General features: G+C 67.4%; 23 protein-coding genes. 9 read left to right on the top strand and 14 right to left on the bottom strand.

Annotated features, from left to right (window positions below):
• Positions 1–42 precede the first annotated feature (42 nt).
• From KBY67_RS03585 to KBY67_RS03575, 3 genes are all read left to right on the top strand, one after another.
• Positions 43–669, top strand: coding sequence for a uracil-DNA glycosylase family protein (locus KBY67_RS03585; RefSeq protein ID WP_255108910.1), 627 nt, complete (start codon positions 43–45; stop codon positions 667–669).
• Positions 670–708: 39 nt separating this feature from the next.
• Positions 709–1,953 (top strand): (E)-4-hydroxy-3-methylbut-2-enyl-diphosphate synthase, encoded by a 1,245-nt coding sequence (gene ispG / locus KBY67_RS03580; RefSeq protein ID WP_255108804.1) that lies wholly within the window; start codon positions 709–711, stop codon positions 1,951–1,953.
• Between the two features lie 102 nt (positions 1,954–2,055).
• Complete coding sequence (locus KBY67_RS03575; RefSeq protein ID WP_255108794.1) at positions 2,056–3,390, top strand: S41 family peptidase; 1,335 nt, start codon at positions 2,056–2,058, stop codon at positions 3,388–3,390.
• On the opposite strand, the gene KBY67_RS03570 is transcribed toward KBY67_RS03575, so the two are convergent.
• The 5 genes from KBY67_RS03570 to mfd all read right to left on the bottom strand — a co-directional run bounded on the left by KBY67_RS03570 (position 3,381) and on the right by mfd (position 8,888).
• A complete protein-coding gene (locus KBY67_RS03570) occupies positions 3,381–3,845 on the bottom strand; it encodes a hypothetical protein (RefSeq protein WP_255108792.1) in 465 nt (154 codons plus the stop codon). The genes KBY67_RS03575 and KBY67_RS03570 overlap by 10 nt on opposite strands.
• Positions 3,842–4,315, bottom strand: coding sequence for a hypothetical protein (locus KBY67_RS03565; RefSeq protein WP_255108789.1), 474 nt, complete (start codon positions 4,313–4,315; stop codon positions 3,842–3,844). The genes KBY67_RS03570 and KBY67_RS03565 overlap by 4 nt, the downstream gene beginning before the upstream one ends.
• Before the next feature lie 218 nt (positions 4,316–4,533).
• Positions 4,534–4,728, bottom strand: a complete 195-nt coding sequence (locus KBY67_RS03560) for a hypothetical protein (RefSeq protein WP_255108787.1) — start codon at positions 4,726–4,728, stop codon at positions 4,534–4,536.
• A 116-nt stretch (positions 4,729–4,844) separates the two neighbouring features.
• Entirely contained in the window at positions 4,845–5,132 is a 288-nt protein-coding gene (locus tag KBY67_RS03555; protein ID WP_255108786.1) for a SemiSWEET family sugar transporter, read from the bottom strand.
• Between the two features lie 192 nt (positions 5,133–5,324).
• Positions 5,325–8,888 carry a transcription-repair coupling factor gene (mfd, locus tag KBY67_RS03550; protein ID WP_255108785.1) on the bottom strand — a complete coding sequence of 1,188 codons (3,564 nt, stop codon included), beginning with the start codon at positions 8,886–8,888 and terminating at the stop codon, positions 5,325–5,327.
• Positions 8,889–9,027: 139 nt separating this feature from the next.
• Here mfd and KBY67_RS03545 point away from each other — a divergent pair, with 139 nt between their 5' ends.
• The gene (locus tag KBY67_RS03545; RefSeq protein WP_255108784.1) at positions 9,028–9,930 is read left to right on the top strand and encodes a hypothetical protein; all 903 of its coding nucleotides are present in this window, start codon (positions 9,028–9,030) and stop codon (positions 9,928–9,930) included.
• Here KBY67_RS03545 and KBY67_RS03540 read toward each other — a convergent pair.
• The gene (locus tag KBY67_RS03540) at positions 9,839–10,630 is read right to left on the bottom strand and encodes a hypothetical protein (RefSeq protein ID WP_255108783.1); all 792 of its coding nucleotides are present in this window, start codon (positions 10,628–10,630) and stop codon (positions 9,839–9,841) included. The two genes, KBY67_RS03545 and KBY67_RS03540, sit on opposite strands and share 92 nt — an antisense overlap.
• A gap of 60 nt (positions 10,631–10,690) precedes the next feature.
• Here KBY67_RS03540 and KBY67_RS03535 point away from each other — a divergent pair, with 60 nt between their 5' ends.
• Together KBY67_RS03535 and KBY67_RS03530 are read left to right on the top strand one after the other, a co-directional pair.
• Positions 10,691–11,491, top strand: coding sequence for a TerC family protein (locus tag KBY67_RS03535; RefSeq protein WP_255108782.1), 801 nt, complete (start codon positions 10,691–10,693; stop codon positions 11,489–11,491).
• 5 nt (positions 11,492–11,496) lie between these two features.
• Positions 11,497–11,850 carry a DUF6464 family protein gene (locus tag KBY67_RS03530; RefSeq protein WP_255108908.1) on the top strand — a complete coding sequence of 118 codons (354 nt, stop codon included), beginning with the start codon at positions 11,497–11,499 and terminating at the stop codon, positions 11,848–11,850.
• Positions 11,851–11,923: 73 nt separating this feature from the next.
• On the opposite strand, the gene KBY67_RS03525 is transcribed toward KBY67_RS03530, so the two are convergent.
• The 6 genes from KBY67_RS03525 to KBY67_RS03500 form a co-directional block, all read right to left on the bottom strand.
• Positions 11,924–12,580 (bottom strand): TMEM165/GDT1 family protein, encoded by a 657-nt coding sequence (locus tag KBY67_RS03525; RefSeq protein WP_255108781.1) that lies wholly within the window; start codon positions 12,578–12,580, stop codon positions 11,924–11,926.
• Positions 12,581–12,601: 21 nt separating this feature from the next.
• Positions 12,602–12,883 carry a P-II family nitrogen regulator gene (locus KBY67_RS03520; RefSeq protein ID WP_255108780.1) on the bottom strand — a complete coding sequence of 94 codons (282 nt, stop codon included), beginning with the start codon at positions 12,881–12,883 and terminating at the stop codon, positions 12,602–12,604.
• A 27-nt stretch (positions 12,884–12,910) separates the two neighbouring features.
• Complete coding sequence (locus KBY67_RS03515; RefSeq protein ID WP_255108779.1) at positions 12,911–13,906, bottom strand: sodium-dependent bicarbonate transport family permease; 996 nt, start codon at positions 13,904–13,906, stop codon at positions 12,911–12,913.
• A gap of 99 nt (positions 13,907–14,005) precedes the next feature.
• Positions 14,006–14,770 (bottom strand): carbohydrate ABC transporter permease, encoded by a 765-nt coding sequence (locus tag KBY67_RS03510; protein WP_255108906.1) that lies wholly within the window; start codon positions 14,768–14,770, stop codon positions 14,006–14,008.
• Between the two features lie 65 nt (positions 14,771–14,835).
• Positions 14,836–16,458, bottom strand: a complete 1,623-nt coding sequence (locus tag KBY67_RS03505; protein ID WP_255108777.1) for a 2-isopropylmalate synthase — start codon at positions 16,456–16,458, stop codon at positions 14,836–14,838.
• A gap of 39 nt (positions 16,459–16,497) precedes the next feature.
• Positions 16,498–17,169, bottom strand: coding sequence for an NYN domain-containing protein (locus tag KBY67_RS03500; RefSeq protein ID WP_315855546.1), 672 nt, complete (start codon positions 17,167–17,169; stop codon positions 16,498–16,500).
• A 78-nt stretch (positions 17,170–17,247) separates the two neighbouring features.
• Between KBY67_RS03500 and KBY67_RS03495 the strand changes: the two genes are divergently transcribed.
• The 3 genes from KBY67_RS03495 (at position 17,248) to KBY67_RS03485 (ending at position 20,434) form a co-directional block, all read left to right on the top strand.
• The gene (locus KBY67_RS03495) at positions 17,248–18,861 is read left to right on the top strand and encodes a glycoside hydrolase family 57 protein (protein ID WP_255108775.1); all 1,614 of its coding nucleotides are present in this window, start codon (positions 17,248–17,250) and stop codon (positions 18,859–18,861) included.
• Positions 18,854–19,915 (top strand): acyltransferase, encoded by a 1,062-nt coding sequence (locus tag KBY67_RS03490; RefSeq protein ID WP_255108774.1) that lies wholly within the window; start codon positions 18,854–18,856, stop codon positions 19,913–19,915. The genes KBY67_RS03495 and KBY67_RS03490 overlap by 8 nt, the downstream gene beginning before the upstream one ends.
• 75 nt (positions 19,916–19,990) lie before the next feature.
• Positions 19,991–20,434 carry a universal stress protein gene (locus KBY67_RS03485; RefSeq protein ID WP_255108773.1) on the top strand — a complete coding sequence of 148 codons (444 nt, stop codon included), beginning with the start codon at positions 19,991–19,993 and terminating at the stop codon, positions 20,432–20,434.
• Between the two features lie 16 nt (positions 20,435–20,450).
• Here the strand turns inward: KBY67_RS03485 and crtL are convergent, their stop codons facing one another.
• Both crtL and gyrA read right to left on the bottom strand, forming a co-directional pair.
• A complete protein-coding gene (crtL, locus tag KBY67_RS03480; RefSeq protein ID WP_255108904.1) occupies positions 20,451–21,689 on the bottom strand; it encodes a lycopene beta cyclase in 1,239 nt (412 codons plus the stop codon).
• The gene (gyrA, locus tag KBY67_RS03475) at positions 21,686–24,322 is read right to left on the bottom strand and encodes a DNA gyrase subunit A (RefSeq protein WP_255108772.1); all 2,637 of its coding nucleotides are present in this window, start codon (positions 24,320–24,322) and stop codon (positions 21,686–21,688) included. The genes crtL and gyrA overlap by 4 nt, the downstream gene beginning before the upstream one ends.
• Between the last annotated feature and the right edge of the window lie 49 nt (positions 24,323–24,371).

Below are 24,371 nucleotides of genomic sequence, written 5' to 3'. Positions count from 1 at the left end.
GCTGCCGCCAGCCTGGGAGCTCAGCTCCAGGGGAGACAGAGGGTGGAGGGTGATCCCAGGGCGGCACTGCAGCAGCTCGCCCAGAGCTGCGCCGAGTGCCGCCGCTGCTCCCTGGCGGAGGCCCGCCAGCAGGTGGTGGTCAGCCGGGGGAATCCCCGCGCCGCCCTGATGGTGATCGGCGAGGGCCCTGGCGCGCAGGAAGACGCCAGCGGCTCCCCCTTCGTGGGCCGGGCCGGGCAGCTGCTCGATCGGATGCTCGAAAGCGTCGGCATCGACAGCAACCGCGACGCCTACATCTGCAATGTGGTGAAGTGCCGTCCGCCTGAGAACCGCAAACCCACCCTCCAGGAGATGACCGCCTGCCTGCCCTGGCTGCAGCAGCAGGTGGAGCTGGTGCAACCGCAGGTGCTGCTGCTGGCCGGCGCCACCGCCGTGGAAGGGGTGCTGGGGATCAAAGGCGGCATCACCCGCCTGCGCGGCCAGTGGCAGCGGTGGCAGGGGCGCTGGTGCCTGCCGATCTTTCACCCCTCCTATCTGCTGCGCAATCCCTCGCGGGAACCGGAGACCCCCAAGTGGCACACCTGGCAGGACCTCAAGGCGGTCAGGGACCGTCTTGAGCAGCTCAGGGCCGCCCCTGAGGCCACGGTGGATTCGTCAGGCGACCCCTGATCTGTGGCAGGGTTGGCCCACTTCCCGGCCCCCCTGGTGATGACCGGCACCCTCGCCCGCCCCGACACCAGCCGTCCGGGCCTCCCAGCCGACTGGGCCAGCAACCCCCGCTACGACACCCTGATCCGCCGCCGCAAGACCCGCAGCGTCAGGGTGGGCGACATCTGGGTGGGCAGCGAGCACCCAGTGGTGGTGCAGTCGATGATCAATGAGGACACCCTCGACATTGCGGGCGCCACCGCCGGCATCCGACGCCTGCATGAGGCCGGCTGCGAGATCGTGCGGCTCACCGTGCCCTCCCTGGCCCATGCCAAGGCGGTGAAGGAGATCCGCCAGCGCCTCCAAGACAGCTACCAGCCGGTGCCCCTGGTGGCCGATGTGCACCACAACGGCATGAAGATCGCCCTGGAGGTGGCGCAGCACGTCGACAAGGTGCGCATCAACCCGGGCCTCTACGTGTTCGACAAGCCCGATCCCAACCGCAGCGAATTCACCCCCGAGGAGGTGGCGGCGATCGGCGAGCGCATCCAGGCCACGCTCGAACCGCTGGTGAGTCTGCTCAAGGAGCAGGACAAGGCCCTGCGCATCGGCGTGAACCACGGCTCGCTGGCCGAGCGGATGCTGTTCACCTTTGGAGACACGCCCCTGGGGATGGTGGAGAGCGCCATGGAGTTCATCCAGATCTGCGATCGTCTCGATTTCCACAACATCGTGGTGTCGATGAAGGCCTCGCGGGCACCGGTGATGCTGGCCGCCTACCGGATGATGGCCGACCGCATGGACGCCGAAGGCTTCCAGTACCCCCTGCACCTGGGCGTCACCGAAGCGGGCGACGGCGACTACGGCCGCATCAAAAGCACCGCCGGCATCGCCACCCTGCTGGCCGAGGGCCTCGGCGACACGATCCGGGTGTCGCTCACCGAAGCACCGGAGAAGGAAATCCCGGTCTGCTACTCGATCCTGCAGGCCCTGGGCCTGAGGAAAACAATGGTGGAGTACGTGGCCTGCCCCAGCTGCGGCCGCACCCTCTTCAACCTCGAGGAGGTGCTGCATGTGGTGCGCAACGCCACCTCCCACCTCACCGGCCTCGACATCGCCGTTATGGGCTGCATCGTCAACGGCCCCGGCGAGATGGCCGACGCCGACTACGGCTATGTGGGCAAGATTCCCGGCACCATCTCCCTCTACCGCGGCCGCGACGAGATCCGCCGGGTGCCCGAGGCCGAAGGCGTGGAGGCGCTGATCACCCTGATCAAGGAGGACGGCCGCTGGGTGGATCCCTGAGCGGGTCACATCCTGACTTGCCTGTGACCGTCCCCGATCCCTCGCCCAGCCCTGCCTAGCGGGCTAGCGTGAGGGCACAGTCAAACTCCAGGAAATCAGCCAATGGGCAGGGGTCGCACCGGCATCGCCGTACTCGCCGGATTGGGTGCCTGCGCCACCGCCGTGATCGTCGGCACCGACTGGCTGGGCTCCCCGAGCGCCGCCTCGCTGATCACCGACAGCCCCAAGGAGGTGATGGATCAGGCCTGGCAGATCGTCTTCCGCGACTACCTCGACACCACCGGCAAATACACCCCGGATCAGTGGCGCAAACTGCGCCGCGACCTTCTGGCCAAGAGCTACGGCAGCACCAAGGAAAGCTACGAGGCGATCCGGGGGATGCTCGGCACCCTTGATGATCCCTACACCCGCTTCATGGATCCGCGGGAGTTCAAGGAGATGCAGATTGACACCTCCGGGGAACTCTCCGGGGTGGGCATCCAGCTGAGCCTCGACAAGGAGACCAAGGAGCTGGTGGTGGTCTCACCGATCGATGGCTCGCCTGCCTCTGAGGCAGGCGTCCAACCCAAGGACGTGATCGTCTCGATCGATGGCAAGAGCACCAAGGGCATGACCACCGAGGATGCGGTCAAGCTGATCCGCGGTCAGGCCGGCACCACGGTGACCCTGGAGCTGCGTCGCAACAGCAAAGTGGTGTCTGTGCCGCTCACCCGTGCCCGCATCGAGCTGCATGCGGTGGAGCACCAGATCAACACCGGCCCCGACGGCGTCAAGGTGGGCTACATCCGCCTGAAGCAGTTCAACGCCAACGCCGCCAAAGACATGCGCGCCGCCATCCGCGACCTGGAGCAGAAGGGTGTGCAGGGCTACGTGCTTGACCTGCGCAGCAACCCCGGCGGCCTGCTGATGGCCAGTGTGGAGATCGCCCGCCAGTTGCTGGATGAGGGCATCATCGTCTCCACCCGCACCCGCGACGGCATCCAGGACGTGCGCCGCGCCAACGGCCGCGCCCTGACCAAATCACCGATCGTGGTGCTGGTGAACGAAGGCTCCGCCAGCGCCAGCGAAATCCTCTCCGGCGCGCTGCAGGACAACAAGCGCGCCGTGCTGGTGGGCCAGAAAACCTTCGGCAAGGGCTTGGTGCAGTCGGTACGTGGTCTCTCCGATGGCTCCGGCATGACCGTGACCATCGCCAAGTACCTCACCCCCAGCGGCCGCGACATTCACAAGCACGGCATCGACCCGGATGTGTCGGTGAAACTGAGCGAAGCGGAGGCCGCCAAGCTGAAGCTGGAAGATCTGGGCACCTCGAAGGATGTGCAGTACCGGGCGGCTGAATCCACCCTGGTGAAGAAGTTGCGGGAAACCAGTGCGTCCCGCACCACCTTCAACCCCACCAGCGCCAACCTGCCGGCTGCCCTACCCATTCAGCGATAGGGCGCCAGCCCAAAACCCTCGCTCTGGCTGGGGCTCCTGCCGGAGCTTCCAGGCCAGGGGGCAACGTGCACAGGGCGGGTGAAGGTACGGCTCCCACTGCGATCGAGGCGGGTCATCAGGGAGCGACAGCCGCCGGCAGCCCCGATGGCTTGCCCCACGCGGCGGGGGTCGATCGAGCGTTCCCAGCTCGCCGGCCAGCCGCGGCGGCGACCCTGCTGCTCAATCAGGGCACTGGCGTCGCCTTCACCGAGGCGGCCCTCCTCATTGAGGCACTGGACCACGGCCAGTATGTCGGCCGGCAGTGAACCGGAACCCTGGCTGGAGCCATAGCCCGGTGCCGGCAGACCGCCACCGAAGCCGCCGCCGAAGCCACCACCGAAACCCCCGCCGAGACCTCCCACCCCGCCGAACTGGCCGAGTGCGCTCAACAGAAGTGAAAGAAGAACGTTGTTCATCGCAGGGAAGGGGTGCGAAGGGCGAGGCCGGCAGAGGTACGCCGACCGCAGTAGCGGTCGAACAGCTGGATCACCTGCTCGGGAGGCAGCTGGGCGGTGTAGCGCGCCTCCAGTTCGCTGAGGCGCTCCCGGGCTGGGTAGCTCTGCAGGGATCGCCACTCAAGCGGCGCCCGGCTAGCCAGAGTGGCCGCCATCGCTCTGTGATGACCGGGATCCGTGATCAGACCGCCGCGGCAGGCCTGCATCCGATGGGTGGCTTCATGGGCCAGGGTGTTCCACACCGCGACCGGATCCCGGTGCACGCGGCACACCAGGATCGTGTCGCTGCTCGGGTGATAAAGACCCTGGAGGCCACGCTGCCCGCAATCTCGCTGCATCACGCGCACGCCGTTGGCGGAAAGCCGCTGTCGCAAGACGTCGATGGACTGCCAGTAATCGAGAGCTCCTGCCGGTGCCGGCGCCAGGCACATCAGCGGGGCGGCAAGGCAGGCAAGCCCAACAAATCCGGGCCACTGGCTGTGGACCAGACGATCAAGGGTTAAGGCGAGTGGTGAAGGAGCCACGGAAGGAACGCATCACCCATTCACCATGACTGTCAGTGAGTGCCAAATGATGACCAGGGTTCCTCCAGGTTCTGACCGGATGTGTCCGGCTTGTTGGAGACCCAGCGCCTGAAAGCAGGTAAGGCTCAGGCTGCGCCGCTGACCGGCTGCATCAGCCCGCCACCGGGGTTGGAATCGTCGTCGTCGTTCTCCTGGTCGTTCTGGAACAGGGCAAACAGGCCGAGGGCCAGCACGCTGATCAGAGCTGAAGCGAGCGCGTAGCCGCTCTGAAGACCAGCCGTGACGCCGCCGTATCCACCCACCAGTTCGCCCATGCCCATGTTTCAATTCTTCGCACTGTAACGAACTTTTGCGGAGGTGAGACGGAAGACATTCTGAAGCCTTCCTTAACCCGCCCAGCTGGGGCAAGCCCCAGCACCAGAAGCCCAGCCGCCCTTCACCACAACCGGTCGTCCCCACGGCGCAGGGACTGCACCTTCCTCTCCAGCACCACCAAGGCCGGGACCAGGGTGAGGGCATTGGCGACGATCAGGGGCCCATCACCGGTGAGCAGGCCATAGATCCCCCAAGCCGTGATCCCCAGCGTGAACAGCAGGTACATGCGCAGAGAGATGCCGCGGGTATCGCCGCTGCGGACGGTCTTGATCGCCTGAGGGAAGAAGCTCAACGTCGTAAGGGTGGCGGCTCCGTAGCCCAGAAGCGTCACGGGCAGGGGCTGGGTCATGGCTGGGGCGGGAACCGAGCGAATTGTCTCCGACGCGGTTTCTCCCTCCACGTTTCTCCCACCCTCGGCAGCCGATGGCGCATGCACCAGGGGGCGGGATCGTCGTCGTGATCAGCCAGATCAGCAGGTTCCTCGTTGGTCGGCTCGCCGAACGCCGGTGGACAGCAACCGTTCGCTAGCACCCCTCCCGGGCTACACCACCAGCACGGCGGCGTTCTTGGCCGCCGCCTGCTCCATCCGCTGGGCGTCGGTGAGGCCATCGGCTCCGGCGATCTGCTCGGCCATCGCCTGCAGCCACTCCTTGAGCATCTCGAGCTGGCGATCGGCCGCCAGCACATTCAGGCCACGGGCCAGCACCTTGGCGGTGCTGCCACCGCCGCCCTGATACACCAATCGGCCATGCAGATGCTGGGGCAGACCCTGGCGCAGCAGCCGGAAGGCGGGTTCCTCCATCGGGGTTTCCAGCACGAGGTTGGGCTTCTCCAGGCGGATGCGCGAGAAGCCGCAGCGCCGCGCCAGCAGCTTCAGCTCCATCAGCTGCAGCAGGCTCGCCACCGGAGAGGGCAGGGAGCCGTAGCGGTCCGCCCAGTCGGCGGCCAGCTGCACCAGCTCCTCGCGGGCGCGGCAATCAGCGGCGGCGCGGTAGGCGGCGATCTTCTCGTCGCTCTCGGGAATCCAGTCGGCGGGGATGAAGGCGGTGATCGGCAGATCGATCTGGGTCTCCTCCACCACCGGGATGTCCTGGCCCTGGATCTCCGCCAGTGATTCCTGCAGCATCTCCATGTAGAGATCAAAGCCGATCACTTCCATCTGGCCGCTCTGCTCCACCCCCAGCAGATTGCCCACCCCACGGATCTCCATGTCGCGCATGGCCAGCTGGTAACCGGACCCCAGCTGGGCGAATTCCTGAATCGCCCGCAGCCGCTGCCGCGCCGCTTCACTCAAGGAGGCATCACCGGGATAAAAGAGCCAGGCGTGGGCCTGCACGCCGCTGCGGCCCACCCGACCGCGCAACTGATAGAGCTGGGCGAGGCCGAACCTGTGGGCGTCCTCCACCAAAATCGTGTTCACCCGGGGGATGTCCAGGCCCGATTCGATAATCGTGGTGCAGAGCATCACGTCGGCTTCCCCGGCGTTGAAGGCCACCATGGCGCTCTCCAGCTCCCCCTCGCCCATCTGGCCGTGGGCCACCAGCAACTTCAGACCCGGCAGCATCTCGCGCAACTGGCCCGCCACCTCCTCGATCCCCTCCACCCGCGGCACCACATAGAACACCTGACCGCCGCGGTCGAGCTCCTGGCGGATGGCGCTGCGCACCGCCTCCTCATCCAACGCCGCCAGGTGGGTCTTGATCGGCCGGCGCAGGGGCGGTGGAGTGGTGATCAGGCTCATCTCCCGCACCCCCGAGAGGCTCATGTAGAGCGTGCGCGGAATCGGTGTGGCCGAGAGGGTGAGCACGTCCACGTCCTTGCGCAGCGCCTTGATCTTCTCCTTCTGGTTCACACCGAAGCGCTGCTCCTCATCCACCACCAGCAGACCGAGCTTCTCGAAGTGGGTGCCCTTACTCAGCAGCTGGTGGGTGCCCACCACCACATCCACCGTTCCATCCTTGAGGCCCTCGAGGATCGTCTTGCGCTCACTGGTGGTGCGGAAGCGGTTGAGCAGCGCCACCTTGAGCGGATAGGGGGCGAAGCGTTCGCTGAGGGTGCGCCAGTGCTGCTGGGCCAGCACTGTGGTGGGGGCCAGCAGGGCGCATTGCTTGCCGGCGGTCACCGCCTTGAACACCGCCCGGATCGCCACTTCGGTCTTGCCGAAGCCCACATCGCCGCACACCAGCCGGTCCATCGGCTCAGGCTTCTCCATGTCGCGCTTCACCTCGGTGATCGCCCTCAGCTGATCGGGCGTGGGCTCATAGGGGAAGGAGTCCTCCAGCTCCCCCTGCCAGGGGCCATCGGGCGGGAAAGGGAAGCCGGCCGCCTGCTGACGCTCCGCATAGAGCTTCACCAGGTCCATCGCCACCTTGCGCACCGCCTTGCGGGCGCGCTCCTTGGCCCGGGTCCAGGCCACACCGCCCATGCGGTTCAGCTCCGGCGGGCTGTCGGTGCTGGCGCGGAAGCGCCCCAGGCTGCCCAGCTGATCGGCCGCCACCCGCAGCAGCCCATCGGCGTACTGCACCACCAGGTAGTCACGCGACTCACCGCTGATCGCCAACTTCTCCAGCCGCAGGAAGCGGCCGATGCCGTGGTTGCGGTGCACCACGAAATCGCCGGGGCGCATTTTGTTGGGATCCACCGTGCGGCTGGCAGCCTTGCGGCGCCGGCGCACATAGCCCGAGGCGGCCAGGCTGTGCTGGCCGAAGAACTCCCGGTCGGTGAGCAGCACCAGCCGCCAGGCGGGCAGCTGCAGACCCTCCAGCTCAGCGGTGCCACGCAGCTTCAGGGCCACCGGCGTGGCCTGCTCGATCAGGCGCTCGATCGCCGGAAAATCGTGGGGATTGGGAACGAAGCGGGTGGGGCAGTCGTGCTCCTCCAGCAGCGCCACCGCCCGGCTGGGCTGGGCTGACACCAGCCAGACCCGGGCCTTCTCCTGCTGGTAGCCCTTCACCAGCGCCGCCAGACGGCCGAAGGCGTTGGGGTGTGCCGGCACCGGACGGCTGGAGAGATCGAAGGTGTTGGGGTGCCGATCGCTCTCGTGCAGTTCGGCCAGATCGAAGCCGGCGAAGTGATCGGAATCCGCCAGGGCGGCCACCACCGACCGGTGCAGCGACGGCGGCAGGCAGTCCGCAGGCAGCGCAGCGCTCAGCTCGGCGTGGTGGTCGCTGGCGTGATCGAACCATTGCTGGCCATGGGCAAGACCCTGGCGCCGCTCATCCACAGCGATCAGCGTGGCCTCAGGCAGGTAGTCGAGCAGGGAGGCGGGCTGCCCCCAGGCCAGGCCCATCAGCCGGCGCATCCCCTCGGGCGTGCCCCCCTCCAGCAGCTGCTCGAGGGCCTCGGGAGTCAGCAGCTCGCTGAGGGCCTCCGGCATCGACTCGCGCAGGGCATCGGCGATCAGCGGGGCATAGCCCGTGGGGGTGAGTCGCACCGCCTCGATCGCATCGAGGGAGCGCTGGCTGGCGGGATCGAACTCCCTGAGCTTCTCCAGGTCTTCCCCGAAGAACTCCAGCCGCACCGGCAGCTCGGCGCTCACCGGATACACATCCACGATGTCGCCGCGGCGGCTCCAGCTGCCCTCCTGCTCGATCGTCGGCACCCGCTCGTAGCCCAGGCGGGTGAGGGTATCGGCCAGCTCCTCGAGGTCGACGCTGCTGCCCTTGCGCAGGCTCAGGCATCGGCCGGCCAGGGCCTCGGGCGGCGGCAGGTGGGGCTGCAGGGCCCTCTCGGTGGCCACGATCGCTCCCGACCAGGAGCGGCCCGTGCCATCGATCAGCTCGCTGATCACCTGCAGCTGGCCCCAGGTGATCTCGCTGGTGGGATCAAAGGGTTCATAGGGGGATCCCTCGCTGGTGGGATAGAGCTGTGCCGTGGGCCAGCCCATCAGCTCCAGCAGGGCCGTCCAGCGGCCGGCCTCCTCCAGGGTGGGCACGATCACCACCAGCGGCCGGCCGCCGCGACGGGCCAGGGCACTGGCGATCAGCGCCCGCGCCGCCCGGCCCGCGCCACTGAGCCGCAGGCGCTCAGGCCGCCTACTGCGCTCCAGCACCTCTCCGGTGAGGGGCACCTGCTCGAGCTGGCGCACCAGGGCGGTGAGGGGCATCGGAGGGCAGGCAGGCGCGGGGATCGATCTTCGCAAGCGGCGGCAGCGGCCGCGGTCTCCCGCCAGGATTCCCCCCAGGCGCCAGGACCAGAGTCCTGAGACCATCCGCTCCAACCATTTGCGCGCACCTGGCGCCGTCATGAGCAACGCCCGCCGTCCCTCGCGCCGTCCCCGCCCAGCCCGCAGTGGCCGCCGCCCCAGACCCCGCCCAGCCGCCGCTGGCCTCCCGGCGGTTCTGATCGGCCTGGTCCTCAGCGCCGGCGGCGCTCTGGCCGCCCTGGCGCTGCTGCCGCCCCAGCCCCGCGCCAACGACACCCTCCTGGCCCTGCAGGACTTCAGCCTCCAACTGCAGGAGGTGGTGCTCGCCAGCCGTCCGCAGCCGCCGCGACCCGGCGATCGGCTGCTCACCAGCGCCGCTCTGCCAGGACTGCTGGCCCAACTGGAGCGGGCAGATCAGAGTTGGCTGCCGCGGGCTGAACCCCTCGGCAATGGACGCATCCGCTATCTCTACAAGCGGCGCCTGGGGGATCCGCCGTTGAGCATCGCCCAGATCGAGGAGCTGCGCCGCAATCCCCCCAGCCACCAGCTGGAACGGGACGCCATCGCCCGGCTGCTGACCATGCTGGAGCGATCTGGGGTGCAGGTGGTGATCGGCCCACCCCGCAAATCCAGGGCCGCCGGCGAATGGGAACCGGCGGCCCGCACCCTGCGCATTCGCCCCGATGTGATCGAGAAGGGAAGCGTGGAGTTCGCCCGGGTGCTCAACCACGAAGCGATCCATGTGGCCCAGAGCTGTCGCCGGGGTGGCCTGGGGGCACGGCCCCAGCTGCTGGGGCTCTCGATCGTGCTGGATCCCATCAACCGGCGCCACCTGGAGGACCCCGTCTATGCCAGGGCCAGCCCCACCGAGATCCGCCTGGAGCAGGAGGCCTACGCCAATCAGGACCAGCTCAGCCTGGGGCCGGCCCTGCTGGCGAAGGAATGCCGGGCTCCCGGCTGGGCGCGCTGGGGGTCTCCAGCTGCTGCGCCAGCAGGGCGTTGAAACGCAGCAGGTCGTCGTCGCTGAGCTGCTGACGGCTGGCCAGGCTGAACTCGCGCTCCAGTAGGGCGCGCCCCTGGGCCGCTCCCCAGCCCAGGCGCTCCAGCAGCCCATCGGAGCGGCGCAGCAGGTCGGAGCGGCGCTGGGGCAGGGCGGCCTGGGCCGGATCCAGCCCAGGCTCCAGCTGGCGCAGGGCGGCGAGGTAAGCGAGCAGATCGGCGTAGCGGATCAGGCGGCTGCGGCTGGCGTGGCCGAAGGCCCGCTGCAGGTAGATCGACTCCTGCTCCCGCCCCCAGCCCAGCTGGCTCAGCAGCCGCTCCAGCTCCGCCAGCTCTTCGCTCCAGTCGTCGGGATCGGCCAGCGGTTCGGCTTCCGTCGCAGCAGGGGCGGGTGCTGGAGCAAAGGCGGGTGCTGCGGCCGGCCCTACCGGGGCCGTGACGGTCGCGGGCTCGAGGGCCTGAGGTGATGTCGGGGCTGGGGCTGGTGGGTGAACTGGTGTTGGAGTTGCTGCTGGTGTTGCTGCTGCCGGCGCTGCCGGGCCCTGCAGCCGCCGCAGCAGCCGCTGCAGGGCCCGGTCTTCGGCGGCTTCGGCGCTGGGAGCCTCCCCGAGGGCACTACCCAGACAGCGGCCGTCATCCCAGGCACTCACCTCCACCACCCGCTGGCCGGAGTCGGCATGGGCCAGTCGCGCCCGGAGCTGCATCACAGGGGAGTCGGTGAAGGGGACTTTCTAGAGTGGCGCCACCGAACCCGCTGCAGGCCAATGGAAGCGGAGTCGATCTCCTCCCTCACACCCCTGATACAAGAGGCGGATCAATGGGGAGAGCTGCTGCTACTGCTGCCGCTGCTGGTGGCTCTTGAAGCGGTGCTCTCTGCCGACAACGCCATTGCCCTGGCGGCCATCGCCAGGCGGCTGCAGGATCCACAGCTCCAGCGTCAGGCCCTCAACCTCGGCCTCGGTCTGGCCCTGGTCTTCCGCTTGGGGCTGATCCTGCTGGCCCGCTGGGTGCTGAACTTCTGGCCCCTGCAGCTGGCCGCCGCTGCCTATCTGCTCTGGCTGAGCGGCTCCAATCTGCTGCGGCCCGGAGATGAGGCCAACCGCGATGGGCCTTCACCCGCCACAGGCGCTGCCGCGGCCATGGATCAGCAGGGCCCTCAGGCGGCCACCAGCTCCAGTGGCCCTGCCTCAGCCGTGGGGCTGGGAGTGGGGCTGGGGTCCGTGGTGGTCACCCTGGCAGTCACCGACCTGGCCTTCTCCATCGACAGCGTGGCCGCCGCGGTCGCTGTGAGCGATCGGCTCTGGCTGGTGATGACTGGCGGAGTGATCGGCGTGATCGCCCTGCGCCTCACCGCCGAGCTGTTCATCCGCTGGCTGGGGATCTACCCCAACCTGGAGCGGGCCGGATACCTGGCTGTCGGCCTGGTGGGGCTGCGCCTGCTGCTCCGCCTCGGACTGCCCCAGCTGGTGCCCCCCGAATGGACCCTGCTGCTGCTGGTGGCGCTTCTCTTCCTCTGGGGCTTCTCCAGGCGTGTCAGCAACGCGGCCGGTGAGGTGAACCCCTGAAGGCCCTGCGCATCGAACTTCGCCAGGCCGGCAGCGGGCAGTTGCTGGCCCAACTCGAGCTGGAGGACCTGGCTGAGATTCCCCAGCCTGGCCGCTGGTTTCTCCATGGCCACCGCAGTTTCCTGGTGCTTCAGCGGCACCACCGCTACCAGCTGCGCAATGGCCGCTATGAACTGGCCAGCATCGCCCTGCAGGTGAAAGCCGAGCGTCAGCCCAGGGAGGCGCGCTGGTGGAACGGTGGCTGGGTGATCGGCGATCCCAGCTGTCGCTTCAATGCCCGCTCACCACTGTTGCGCTGCGCCGTGTTGCCCGATGGCCCCTGCGAGCGCTGTGCCCACCACAGCGGGCGCCAGGGCTGAGGGCAGCCCTGAGCCCTGCGGCACAAATGGATCTGGGGCTCTGGGCAGTGGCCAGAGCCCCAGATGCTGACCCTCAGCCCAGGGCCTGCTTCAGGGCCACCACGGCGAATGCCAGGAACAGGCCCCCACTGAGCCGGTAAAGCAGGCGCTCAGAGAGCAGCTGACCGACCCATTTGCCCGCCCCCACCGCCAGAGCGGTGACCAGGGCATGGCCCGCCAGGGTGCCCGCCAGCAGGGCGTTGAAGGTGAACCCCGGCGCGGTGGCCAGAAAAATAGTGGCGAACTGGGTGCGATCCCCCAGCTCGGCCATGAACACCAGCAGGAAGGCTTCTCGCACCACCTGCCACCCCCCCGTCCGGCTCTGGCGGCTCTGGTCCTGGTTGGTTTCGGCGGCATTGACCAGATCCTCGGCCGCCTGGGCCTCCTGCTCTGCGGCCTGGGCACCCATGGCCTGGGCGTCGATCAGCAGCTTGAGGCCGAACCCGCCGAAGAGCAGGGCCGCCAGCCAGGGCACCAGCTCCTGCGGCAGCAAACTGCGCAGGCCCAGGCCCAGGGCCAATGAAATCAGCGTGACCGCCGCCAGGGCAGCGAAGGCCCCCAGGAACACCCAGCGGGCCCGGTGGCGAGCAGCCAGAAGGAAAGCCACAAAGAAGGTCTTGTCCCCCAGCTCTGCCAGGGTGATGGCGGTGAAGCTGGAGCCGAACGCGGCGATGGTGGGATCGCTGGCCATGGAGGAATGAGTGGCTGGTGCTCAGAAGGGTTCGGCCTGGGACACGAAGCCGACGCCTCCGTAGTACTCCAGGATCGGCCGGAGCCCCTTGCGAAGGGTCTCCAGCTCCTCGATGGCACAGAACACGATCACGTGAACGTTGGCGCCCAGGCCGCTGAATTCCATCGACTCCGAGACGGAGCCATGGGGACCGCGGCCGGTGACATGGCGGATCACCGAGTAGCCCGGAGCTCCGGCTTCATCGATTAGGTGCACCACCCGCTCGAGTTCCCGTTCACTGCAGATCAGATCGAGGCGTTGCATGGCTGGGAACGGTGAGTCAGAGAGGGGTTAGGCGGCAGGGATGACCAGCCTCACCATCGCCATGTAGAGCGGAATGCCTACGACGATGTTGAACGGGAAGGTCACCCCCAGGGCGGTGGAGATGTACAGGCTCGGGTTGGCCTGGGGCACCGTCATGCGCATCGCCGCCGGCACGGCGATGTAGGAGGCACTGGCACTGAGCACCATGAACAGCAGCGCATCCCCCTGGGGCAGGCCCAGCAGCCAGGACACCGCCAGGCCGATCCCGGCATTGAACAGCGGCATCAGCACGGCGAAACCGATCAGGAAGGCCCCGGCCCGCCTGAGATCTCCCACCCGCTGGGCCGCGACGATGCCCATGTCGAGCAGGAAGAAGCTGAGGGCTCCGTAGAAGAGTTCACCGGTGAAGGGCTCCATCTTCCCCAGCCCCGACGGACTGAAGGCCGCCACCAACCCACCGATCACCAGGCTGCCCACCAGCAGCAGCACGGAGCTGTTCAGGAAAGCTTCATGCAGCAGCGAGCCCCAGCGGATCCCCTCCCGGGGTTCCTGCTGCGCGTCGCTGGAGGCCAGCTTCACCAGCAGCAGGCCGACGATGATCGCCGGAGATTCCATCAGCGCCAGGGCCGCCACCATGAAGCCGTCGTGGGCCATGCCCGTGATGCCCAGGAAGCTCTCGGCGGTGATGAAGGTGACGGCACTGATGGAGCCGTAGGTGGCGGCAATCGCCGCTGCGTTGAAGGTGTCGAGCTGGCGCTTCAGTACCAGGAAGCTGTACAGGGGCACCAGGGCCGACATCAGCATCGCCGCCGCGATCGTGCTGATCACCTGGGGTCCGAGGCCGCTGTGGAGCAGCTCCACCCCCCCCTTGAAGCCGATCGCCAGCAGCAGGTAAAGGGAGAACAGCTTCGGCAGGGGTGCCGGAATCTCCAGGTCGGATCCCACCAGCACGGCGATCACCCCGAGGGCGAAGAACAGCACCGGCGGTGAAAGCAGATTCTGCAGAACCAGGCTGGTCTCCATTCCGGCGCCCGGTGGGTAATCGACTCTTGAGCCCGCACAGTACCGAGGGCAGCACCAACCAAGGCCTGGCGATGCGTTTGTTCGCACAGTGGGGCTGCTTCAGCCCTTCACCGCATCGCCGCTGGCACTGGGGAGGATGTAGCGCTGCAACAGCACGAACAGCACCAGCACCGGCAGGATCGACACCACCGATCCAGCTGCCACCAGACGCCAGTCGAGGGAGAAGCTGCTGGCCAGTTGCTGCAGCCCCAGGGGCAGGGTGTACAGCCTGGGGTCGTCGAGGATCACCAGCGGCCAGAGGAAATCACTCCAGGTGCCGATGAACACAAACATCGCCAGGGTGATCAGATCAGCCCGCGCGGCGGGAATCATCACGTTCCACCATTCGCCCACCGGCGTGCAGCCATCGATGCGGGCCGCTTCCTCCAGTTCCACCGGCACGCCTAGAAAACTCTGGCGCAACAGAAAAATGCCGAAGGCCGTGGCGGCCTGGGGAATGATCAGGGCCCAGAGCGTATTTCGCAGACCCAGCTGCACCATCATCAGGTAGAGCGGAATCATCACCACCTGGAAGGGAATCAAGATGGTGGCCACCACCAGGGCCAGCACCAGGCCGCGGCCGGCGAAACGCATGCGCGCCAGGGGATAGGCCGCCAGCGAACAGAACAACAGGTTCCCCAGCACCGCCAGCAGGCTCACCACCGTGCTGTTGAAGAGGTACAGGCCGAGGGGATAGTCGGCGAAGAGACGGCTATAGGCCTCCAGGCTCGGCTGGGATGGGATCAGCGCCGGTGGGGTGGAGAAGATGTCTTCAGCGGGGCCCTTGAGCGAGGTGCTCACCAGCCAAAGCAGCGGCACCAGCATCAGCAGGGCCAGCAGCAGCAGGGCCCCCAGTTGCAGGGCGCTCGCCCAGAGAGGCCGCTGCTCCTTCACAGCCGCGGCAGCTCCGCCACCGGCAGAAACGCCTTCTGGGGGTGCAGGGGCTGGCGCTCCATCCCGTGCACCAGGCGGTTGAGGGCATTGACGAAGGCCTGGGCGGCGGCCACGACGATATCGGTGTCGGCGGCATGGCCGGCGTAGAGCACCCCCTGGTGGCGTAGGCGAATCGTGACCTCCCCCATGGCGTCAATGCCTTCGGTGACCGACTTGACACTGAACTCCACCAGCTCGTTGGGCACCCCCGCCAGGCTGTTGAGCGCCTGGTAGACGGCATCCACGGGACCGGTGCCGATGGCGGCCTCGGTGAGCTCAGCCCCATCGCTGGTGGTAAGGGTGACGGTGGCGGTGGGTCTCAGGTTGGTGCCCGTGCTCACCTGCACCAGCTTGAGCACGTAGCGGGCCTCGGTCTGCTGGGCCTGATCACTGACGATCGCCTCCAGATCCCGGTCGGTGATCTCGCGCTTGCGATCGGCCAGCTCCTTGAAGCGGGCAAAGGCCTCGTCGAGGTCGTCGCGCTCGAGGGTGTAACCGAGATCCTCCAGGCGCGCCCTGAAGGCACTGCGGCCGCTGAGCTTGCCCAGGGAGAGGCGGTTGTCGGCCAGGCCGATGGTGCGGGCATCGACGATCTCGTAGGTGAGGCGGTTCTTGAGCACACCGTCCTGGTGGATGCCCGATTCATGGGCGAAGGCGTTGGCCCCCACGATCGCCTTGTTGGGCTGCACCGCCATGCCGGTGAGGTTGCTCACCAAGCGGGAGGTCTTGTAGATCTCTTCGGTGCGCACCCCCGTGAGCGGCTCTGTGCTGCTCGCTTCGCGGCCGAGGAAGGGGTTGAAGTAGGCCCGACGCACGTGTAGTGCCATCACCAGCTCCTCGAGGGAGGCATTGCCGGCCCGCTCGCCGATGCCGTTGATCGTGCACTCCAGCTGGCGGGCGCCATTTTTGACCGCCTCGAGGAAGTTGGCCACCGCCAGGCCCAGGTCGTTGTGGCCGTGCACCGAGATCACCGCCTGATCGATGTTTGGAACGTGGGCCTCGATGCCGGCGATCAGCCCCCCGAATTCAGCCGGCGTGGTGTATCCGACGGTGTCGGGGATGTTGATGGTGGTGGCGCCAGCACTGATGGCGGCCTCGATTACCTCATAGAGATAGTGGGGATCGGAGCGACCGGCGTCCTCGCAGGAGAACTCCACATCCTCAACAAGGGAGCGGGCGTAGGCCACCATCTCGGCGGTGATCGCCACCACCTCGGCGCGGGTCTTGCGCAGCTTGTGCTCAAGGTGAATGTCGCTGGTGGCGATGAAGGTGTGGATGCGCCGCCGGGCGGCGGGGGTCACCGCTTCGGCGCAGGCCTTGATGTCACCGCGGGCGGCCCGGGCCAGGCCACAGATCAACGGCCCTTCGGGGGTACCGACGGCGGCGGCGATGCGCTGCACCGCATTAAAATCACCGGGGCTGGCGAAGGGAAAGCCGGCTTCGATGATGTCGACCCGCAGGCGAGCGAGCTGGTGGGCAATCGCCAGCTTCTCTTCCAGGTTGAGGCTGGCCCCGGGGGATTGCTCACCATCCCGCAGGGTGGTGTCGAAGATCAGTACGCGGCCGGGGTCCTTGGCCATGACCGTTGCAAGTCGATGTGACTATGAGTTGAATCGATCCTAGAGGGGCGGTGCGATCACCACCTCGAGCGGACTGCTTTCCTGACGCTCCTGCGGTCGCCGCACCAGCTCGCGACTGAGGGGCTCAAGTCGCATGGAGCTCTCGTTGGCCCGATGGAACACCGGTGGCTGGGTCGCTTCGGCCTTCTCCAGCTGCTGGCGGTGCCCGGCCAGGTCCAGGAAGACATCCACGGCATTGCGCAGCTCCCTGGGCACCATGCCATCGGTGTTCAGCAGCGTGATGCGCACTCCCCTGGCCCGCAGGGTTTCGACCACCCGCTCCAGATCCCGGCTGCCACTCAACAGCCACACCTCATCAAGACGGTGGGCCACCAACATCAGATCCAGACAGATCTCCACATCCAGATTCGCCCGGGCGAACTGGCGGTGCTCAGGGTCGGCGCCGAACTCCCGCAGGGGCTTGCTGCGAACCGTGAAGCCCAGGCTGGTGAGGGCATCGCGGAAGGGCCGCTGATCCGTGGGATCCTTCAGGCCCAGATACCAGTAGGCGCCATCCAGTTCCACGCCGGGCCCGGCGCCGGCCATCTCCAGCAGGCGGCGGGGATCGAAGAACCAGCCCAGCTTCTGCTGGGCATAGAACATGCCGTGGCCATCGACGATCACCACACGCCGGATCTTGCCCTGATCCACCCCAAACCCATCGCGGCTCATCCCTTCAGAGTAGAGACGTGTGACCGTTCCAACCCTTACGGGCAGGCCCCGTAAGGTGGCTTGATTGATGGATGGTCGATGGCCACAGGCACCCTGGCCCTGGTCCTTCATGCCCATCTCCCCTTTGTCCGGAACAGCCAGCCGGGCTCCCTGGAGGAAGACTGGTACTTCCAGGCCCTGCTGGAGAGTTATCTGCCGCTGCTGCAGATGCTGGAAGCCAGTCGGAATGATCCTTCCCAGCGCCCCCGCCTCAGCCTCGGCCTTTCACCCACCCTGCTGAGCCTGATCAACGATCCAGTGCTTAGCGCGCACTTCCCCCACTGGCTGGCCCAGCGCCAGCACCTGTTGGCGGCGGCCCCGTCCAGCCACCGTGCCGCCGCCACCGCCCTGGCCGACACCCTGGAGAGCACCCGCCGAAGCTGGATCGAGAGCGGCGGCCAGCTGTTGCAGCGCTTCCGGCAATTGCAGCAGGACGGGGTACTGGACCTGCTCACCTGCGCCGCCACCCACGGCTACCTGCCGCTGCTGCGCCACAGCCCCGAAGCGGTGCGGGCCCAGCTGATCAACGCCGTGCGCGAGCACCAGCGCCTGCTGGGGGCGCGACCCCTGGGCATCTGGCTGCCGGAGTGCGCCTACTACGAGGGCCTTGATCAGCTGCTGCGGCAGTGCGGACTTCGCTACGCCGTGCTCGATGCCCACGGCCTGCTGCATGCCCTGCCACGGCCGCGCTATGGGGTGTACGCCCCGATCTGCTCGCCGGCGGGCATCGCCTTCTTCGCCCGCGATGGCGCCGCCACCCTGCCGGTGTGGTCGGCGTCGGAGGGGTATCCAGGCGATGGCAGTTACCGGGAATTTCACCGTGACCTGGGCTGGGATCTGCCCGAAGCCAAACTCCAGGCCCAGGGCATCACCAGCTCCAGGCCCCTGGGCCTGAAACTGCACCGGGTCAGCAGCCAGGACTCACCGCTCGATCAGAAGCTGCCCTATGAGCCCGAAGCGGCGGCCCGGCGCACGGCGGAGCACGCCAGCGCCTACCTGGCCGGACGCCGCCAGGAGCTGTCTGAGCTGGCGGTGGCCATGGCCCGCCCCCCCCTGCTGGTGGCACCCTTTGATGCGGAGTTGTTCGGCCACTGGTGGTACGAGGGGCCCCTGTTCCTGGCCGAACTGTTCCGCCAGGGACCTGGCGCCGGCGTGGCCTTCAGCAGCCTGCGCGGCGCCCTGGAGCGGCAGGAGTCCCTGCAGATCTGCCGGCCCTCCCCCTCCAGCTGGGGGCAGGGGGGCTACCACCACTACTGGCTCCACCAGAGCAATGCCTGGGTGGTGCCGGAGTGGCATCGGGCCTCCGCGGCCATGGTGAAGCGGGTGAACGGCGGCGTGGCCAGCGAGCGCCAGAGGCGGCTGCTCACCCAGGCTGGACGGGAGCTGCTGCTGGCCCAGAGTTCAGACTGGAGCTTCATCCTGCGGGCCGGCACCACCACCGGCCTGGCCCGGGAGCGGATCCACCGCCATCTCGATCGCTTCTGGCGGCTGATGCATGCCATCGACACCGGCGCAGCCCTGGCCGATGGCTGGCTGGAGGCCATTGAAGCTGAAGATTGTCTACTCCCCCAGCTGAACGCGGCGGACTGGGCCAGCGTCAAGACCCAGCAGCCCCCTCCCCCCACCGACGAGCGACCCCACATCCATGCCTGAGCAACAGCCGCCCGGGAGCAGCCCTCCAGCCGCCCTGAGCCCACCGCCCCCGGGCCAGCGGAATCAGGCCATCGATCTGATGCGGGCCGGCTGCATCCTCTGGATCGTCGGGTTCTGGCACCTGCTGGGCTACGCCGAATCGATCGATGGCTACAAGAACGACATCACTTACCGACTGACGGTGGTGGTGCTGGGGCTGTTCGTGCTGATTTCCGGGTACCTGATCGGCAGATCCCGGATCACCAACACCGCCGATCTCTGGCGGTTCTACCGGCGGCGGATGATCCGGATCTACCCCCCCTACCTGGCGGCCCTGCTGCTGTTCGATCTCTGCGGACTGCTCAAGCCCGGGCAGTTCGTCGGGGCGGCGCTGCTGAGCGCGAGTTTCAGCCTGGAGCCACCCCTGACCCTCTGGTACATCTCGATGATCGTGGTGTTCTACCTGCTGGCGCCGTTGCTGCTGCTGCTGGTGCACAGCCTGGCTCAGAGGCCCTGGCGCTGGGCCTCAAACCGGCTGGTGGTGAGCGCCGGGATCATCGGCCTCAACGTGCTGCTGGGCAAACTGCTGGATGGAGTGGATTCGCGCCTGTTCCTCTACTTCCCGTCCTTCGTGGCAGGCCTTGTGCTGGCGCCAGCGCTGGTGGAGCCACGGGTGAGCCAGCGCAGCCTCGCCTTCACGGCGCTGGCCACGGTGGCGGCCACCCTGTTCTCGTTCCATCACCAGGCCCGCATCGACTCGAGCCTCAATGCCATTCCCCTGGCGGTGTTCGCTCCACTGTTGACCTTCCTGGTCTGTGAACGCTGGGGCCGCAAGCTGCGTCTCCCTCCCCTGGTTCTGGCGATCAGCACCGCCAGCTTCTTCATGTATCTGTTTCACCGACCCATCTTTCTGCTCTTCACCAGCCACGGCTTTCCCAGCAGCGCGCCCCTTCAGCTCGCCGTGCTGCTGCTGCTGGCCCTGCCGGTGATCGTGGCAGTCTCCTGGAAGGGGCAAGTGCTCTACGACGCCGCCGTGCGCCGGCTCCTGCCCCGCCCCTCGCCCATCGCCAGCTGAGGGGGGCTGGGAGCAGCCCAGGTACGCTCGTTGGAAAGGTCTTCCTTGGGCTGGCTCTGCCCCGGGCCCGCAGCCATGTACTCCCATCTGCTCGTTCCCATCGACGGATCCGACGTCTCGGTGAAAGCCGTCCAGGGGGCCGTGGCCTTCGCCAAGGAGGTGGGGGCGCGCATCACCTTCTTCAATGCCCGCAGTGTTCTGCCGGTGTCGATGGTGGGCACCGGCACCATGCTCGATGCCGGCACGATGGAAAACCTCAGCGTGGTGGCACGGGAGAATGCCGAGCGAATTCTCGCGGACGCCCAGGGGGTGGCTGAAAGCGCCGGCGTGCCCTGCAGCAGTGATGGGGTGGTCAACGACCTGCCCCATGAGGCCATCATCGAGGCGGCAGCTCACCACGGCTGCGATCTGATCTTCATGGCCTCCCATGGCCGCCGGGGCCTCAGTGGCCTGCTGCTGGGCAGCCAGACCCAGCGGGTGCTGATCCATGCCCCCCTGCCGGTGCTGGTGTTCCGCTGAGGTTGAGCCGGACCGGCTATCCCCGCAGGGCTCGCCACAGCAGGGCCGTTTCGCGTCCCTTCAGCTGCATCAGTCCCCAGCGCACAGCAGCCGGTGCCTGGGTAAACAGACGCAGCATCGCAACCACCAGCTCGCTGAGGCTGAGCGTGTTGGTCAAAAATCCATACCACTGCCGCTCGGGCAGAGCAAAGAAGGTGCTGAAGAACTGGCGCAGCTCCTGCTCGGAGAACCGCATCAGCTTCTCCAGTCCGAACTGGTAAATGCCGTGCTTGCGCACCAGCTCCGGGGTCCAGAGGGCGGCCCAGGCCAGCTCGGCCACTTCGGCAGCGTCGAGGTCGGGCCGTGCCAGACCTGAGGCAATGGCAGCCGCCAGGCCAGGGGCGCGCCGCAGCAGGGAGCCCACCAGGTAACCCGAAGCGGGGTGCACCAGGCTGGCGGCCCCTCCGAAGCCCAGCACCCGCTGGCGGAGGTCGGGCAGGGGCAGGTTCATCGGAAACAGGCAACGCTCCTCGTGCTCCTGCTGCAGCACCGCCACGCCCCGGTGGGCCAGCCGCCGCCGCAGGCGGTCCTGAAGCACCTCGATGGGCACCGGTGGCGCCAGGGCCAGGGAGGTTTCCTCCACGAAGAAGCGCCCCTCGCCCAGGTCCATGGCGTAGAGGAACGTGGGGGGGGCCTGGCGCTCCTCAGGGCTCAGATGCTCGCTGCGGTAGTCCATCAACACGAACTGGCCCGGCGGCACCGGATCCGCCGTGAAGGTGCCCACAATTCCGTAGGCCGCCTGGGCCGCCACCGGCCCCAGGGATGGCCGTTGAACGAACACGGGATTGTGGCCCGTGGTGTCGATCACCAGGCGGGCCCTGAGCACCTCCCCCTCCTGGGTGGTCACCTGGGAGCCCTGATCATCGTGGCTCAGCCCAGCCGCCAGTCCCCGCCGCCAGTCCATGCCGGAGCAACGCCCCAGCCAGTGGCGCTGGAGTTTGCCGGGATCAAACAAGCCGTAGTCGCGGCTGAGGGCCACAGGGTCGGCGCCGAAGTAGCTGACGCAAGTCGACCAGCGGTGTTTGAGCAGATGGGACAGGTGAAGCTGATCCAGCTCCGCCGCCCAGATGCCGTAGGTGTTCGGCCAAGGGCTGGTGGGATCGTCTGCCGAGAGCCCCATCACCCGCAGGCCGAGGGGGACAAGCTCGCTGGCGATGGCCAGCCCCGCAGGACCGGCCCCGAGCACCAGCACATCGACTGCTGGGGCTGGTGTCAGGGGGACTCCGGTGGCGACAGGATCTCAGGGCTGTCTGCGCTGGTAGCGGTATCAGTGGCCTCAGCGACATCGCCGACTTCTTCGTCATCGGGGGCCGGGGGAACGAGCACCACCTCGCTGAGACGATCACCGCTGTCGAGCTTCTGCAGGCGCACGCCCGTGGCAGCCCGCGATTGCTGGGGGATGTTGTCGGCCTGCATGCGCACGATCACCCCCCGCTCACTCACCAGCAGCAGTTCCTCGCCGGCGCCCATCACCGTCAGCCCCACCAGCACGTCGCCATCGCGGCGGAACTTGATGGCGCGCAGGCCCAGACCGGCCCGGCGCTGCAGACGGAACTGGGTCACCGGCACCCGCTTGCCCAGCCCACTGGCGGAGGCCACCAGCACCCAGGGACCTTCGGCGCTCTCACCGGCCTCCGGAGTCTCCTCCTCCTCCCCTTCCGAAGCCGACGAGCTGGCCACTTGATCGGCCAGCTCAGCCGGCAGCACATCCATGCTCACCAGCTCATCACCGCTGCGCAGGGCCATGGCGCGCACCCCCCGGGCAGTGCGGCCCAGGGGCCGCAGTTCGCCATCGGTGAGGCGGAAGTGGATCGTCATTCCCTTGAGCGAGCCGATCAGCACGCTGTCGCCCGGCAGGGCCAGCCGCGCCCAGCGCAGGGCATCACCCGCCTCGAGGCTGATGGCGATCAGGCCGTTGGAGCGGATGTTGGCGAAGGCCGACAGCCGGGTGCGCTTGATGTAGCCGCCGCTGGTGAGCATCAGCAGCTGAACATCGTCGTCGAAGGCACTCACCGCCACCAGGGACGTGATCTGCTCTTCGCGGGGAATCGGCAGCAACTGCACCACCGGAGTGCCCTTGGCACCGCGGCTGCCCACCGGCACCCGATAGGCCGGCACGGCATAGACCACGCCGCGATCACTGAACAGCAGCAGGGTGTCGTGGTCGTTGCAGCTGATGAACAGGCGCACCGCCTCCTCTCCCTGGCTGCGGGTGCCGGCCTTGCCGCGGGTGCCACGGCTGGTGGCCTCGAACTCGCTCACCGGCATGCGCTTGAGGTAGCCGTTCTCGGTGAGCAGCACCACCGACCGCTCATTGGCGATCAGGTCGATGTCTTCGAGACCGCCCTCCAGATCAAGGATCTCGGTGCGGCGCTCCGATGGGTAGCGCTCGCGCAGCTGAACCAACTCCGCTTCGATCAATCCGAGCACGCGCTCACGCCGGCCCAGAATGTCTTTGTAATCGACGATCTTGGTGACCAGATCCTCATGCTCAAGGCGGATCTTGTCAGCCTCAAGGGCTGTGAGCCGACGCAGCTGCATCTGCAGAATCGCGTCCGACTGGATCTCACTGAGGCCATGGCGCTCCTGCAGCTGCAGGCGGGCCGTGGCCGCATCCGAGGCCGCCCGTATCAGGGCAATGATCGGATCGAGCTGGTCGAGCGCCAGCAGCAGACCCAGCAGGATGTGGTCCCGCTCCTCCGCCTTGCGCAGCAGGTAGCGGGTGCGCCGCTCGATTGTTTCGATGCGGAATTCGAGGAACACCTCAAGCATGCGCCGCAGGGTGAGCAACACCGGCTCGCTGTTCACCAGGGCCAGCATGTGGGCACTGAAGTTGCTCTGAAGCGGCGTTAGCTTGAACAGGTTGTTGAGCACCACCTGCGGGTAAGCATCACGGCGCAGCTCAATCACGATGCGCATGCCATCGCGATCACTCTCATCGCGGATGTCGGAGATGCCTTCGAGCTTCTTATCATTGACCATCTCGGCGATGCGCTCGATCAGCGCCGCCTTGTTGGTTTGATAGGGGAGTTCGGTGATGATCACCGCATCACGATCGGGGCGGCCGGGAATTTCAAGGGTTTCGATCGCGGCCACCCCGCGCATGGTCACTGAGCCGCGGCCGGTGGTGTAGGTCTCGCGGATGCCGCGGCGGCCGAGAATCTGACCGCCGGTGGGGAAATCAGGCCCGGGGATCAGCGCCAGCAGGGCCCTCTCCTCAAGATCAGGATCAGCGATCAGAGCCAGCAGGCCATTGATCAGTTCGGTGAGGTTGTGGGGAGGGATGTTGGTGGCCATGCCCACCGCGATGCCCGAGGAGCCATTCAGCAGCAGGTGCGGAACCCGCGCCGGCATCACCGTGGGTTCCTGTTGGGAGCCGTCGAAGTTGTCGATGTAATCGACGGTTTCCGCTTCGATGTCCTCCAGCAGGCTGTCGGTAGTGAGCGCCTGCAGCCGTGATTCGGTGTATCGCATCGCCGCCGGAGGGTCGTTGTCGACCGAGCCGAAGTTGCCGTGACCATCGATCAGCGGCATGCGCATCGAGAAGTCCTGGGCCATGCGCACCAGGGCGTCGTAGACGGCCGTATCGCCGTGGGGGTGGTATTTGCCGAGCACTTCGCCCACCACCCGGGCGCATTTGCGGTAGGGCCGGTCGCTGGTGAGACCGAGCTCGTACATCGCATAGAGGATGCGCCGGTGCACCGGTTTGAGCCCGTCGCGGGCATCGGGCAGAGCCCGGCCCACGATCACGCTCATCGCGTACTCCAGATAGGAGCGCGACATCTCAATGCGCAGGTCGGTCTGGATGATCCGCCCGTCGGATTCGCCGGGACCCGTTGGATCCGCCATCTCGCACCACACTGCCGAAGGCCAGGTTAGGCGAGGCTGGGTCCACCGT

The sequence above is a fragment of the Synechococcus sp. RedBA-s genome (genome assembly GCF_024345495.1).
Lineage (GTDB): Bacteria > Cyanobacteriota > Cyanobacteriia > PCC-6307 > Cyanobiaceae > Regnicoccus_A.
The sequence above is the reverse complement of the archived record's forward strand: the minus strand, read 5'-3'. Positions and strand labels throughout refer to the sequence as shown.

Bases quoted from the DNA above. Each gene is read 5' to 3' on its own strand.
- ispG (WP_255108804.1), top strand. From the start codon at position 709: ATGACCGGCACCCTCGCCCGCCCCGACACCAGCCGTCCGGGCCTCCCA.
- KBY67_RS03575 (WP_255108794.1), top strand. From the start codon at position 2,056: ATGGGCAGGGGTCGCACCGGCATCGCCGTACTCGCCGGATTGGGTGCC.
- KBY67_RS03570 (WP_255108792.1), bottom strand. From the start codon at position 3,845: ATGAACAACGTTCTTCTTTCACTTCTGTTGAGCGCACTCGGCCAGTTC.
- KBY67_RS03565 (WP_255108789.1), bottom strand. From the start codon at position 4,315: ATGTGCCTGGCGCCGGCACCGGCAGGAGCTCTCGATTACTGGCAGTCC.
- KBY67_RS03560 (WP_255108787.1), bottom strand. From the start codon at position 4,728: ATGGGCATGGGCGAACTGGTGGGTGGATACGGCGGCGTCACGGCTGGT.
- KBY67_RS03555 (WP_255108786.1), bottom strand. From the start codon at position 5,132: ATGACCCAGCCCCTGCCCGTGACGCTTCTGGGCTACGGAGCCGCCACC.
- mfd (WP_255108785.1), bottom strand. From the start codon at position 8,888: ATGCCCCTCACCGCCCTGGTGCGCCAGCTCGAGCAGGTGCCCCTCACC.
- KBY67_RS03545 (WP_255108784.1), top strand. From the start codon at position 9,028: ATGAGCAACGCCCGCCGTCCCTCGCGCCGTCCCCGCCCAGCCCGCAGT.
- KBY67_RS03540 (WP_255108783.1), bottom strand. From the start codon at position 10,630: ATGCAGCTCCGGGCGCGACTGGCCCATGCCGACTCCGGCCAGCGGGTG.
- KBY67_RS03535 (WP_255108782.1), top strand. From the start codon at position 10,691: ATGGAAGCGGAGTCGATCTCCTCCCTCACACCCCTGATACAAGAGGCG.
- KBY67_RS03525 (WP_255108781.1), bottom strand. From the start codon at position 12,580: ATGGCCAGCGATCCCACCATCGCCGCGTTCGGCTCCAGCTTCACCGCC.
- KBY67_RS03520 (WP_255108780.1), bottom strand. From the start codon at position 12,883: ATGCAACGCCTCGATCTGATCTGCAGTGAACGGGAACTCGAGCGGGTG.
- KBY67_RS03515 (WP_255108779.1), bottom strand. From the start codon at position 13,906: ATGGAGACCAGCCTGGTTCTGCAGAATCTGCTTTCACCGCCGGTGCTG.
- KBY67_RS03510 (WP_255108906.1), bottom strand. From the start codon at position 14,770: ATGCTGGTGCCGCTGCTTTGGCTGGTGAGCACCTCGCTCAAGGGCCCC.
- KBY67_RS03505 (WP_255108777.1), bottom strand. From the start codon at position 16,458: ATGGCCAAGGACCCCGGCCGCGTACTGATCTTCGACACCACCCTGCGG.
- KBY67_RS03500 (WP_315855546.1), bottom strand. From the start codon at position 17,169: ATGAGCCGCGATGGGTTTGGGGTGGATCAGGGCAAGATCCGGCGTGTG.
- KBY67_RS03495 (WP_255108775.1), top strand. From the start codon at position 17,248: ATGGCCACAGGCACCCTGGCCCTGGTCCTTCATGCCCATCTCCCCTTT.
- KBY67_RS03490 (WP_255108774.1), top strand. From the start codon at position 18,854: ATGCCTGAGCAACAGCCGCCCGGGAGCAGCCCTCCAGCCGCCCTGAGC.
- KBY67_RS03485 (WP_255108773.1), top strand. From the start codon at position 19,991: ATGTACTCCCATCTGCTCGTTCCCATCGACGGATCCGACGTCTCGGTG.
- gyrA (WP_255108772.1), bottom strand. From the start codon at position 24,322: ATGGCGGATCCAACGGGTCCCGGCGAATCCGACGGGCGGATCATCCAG.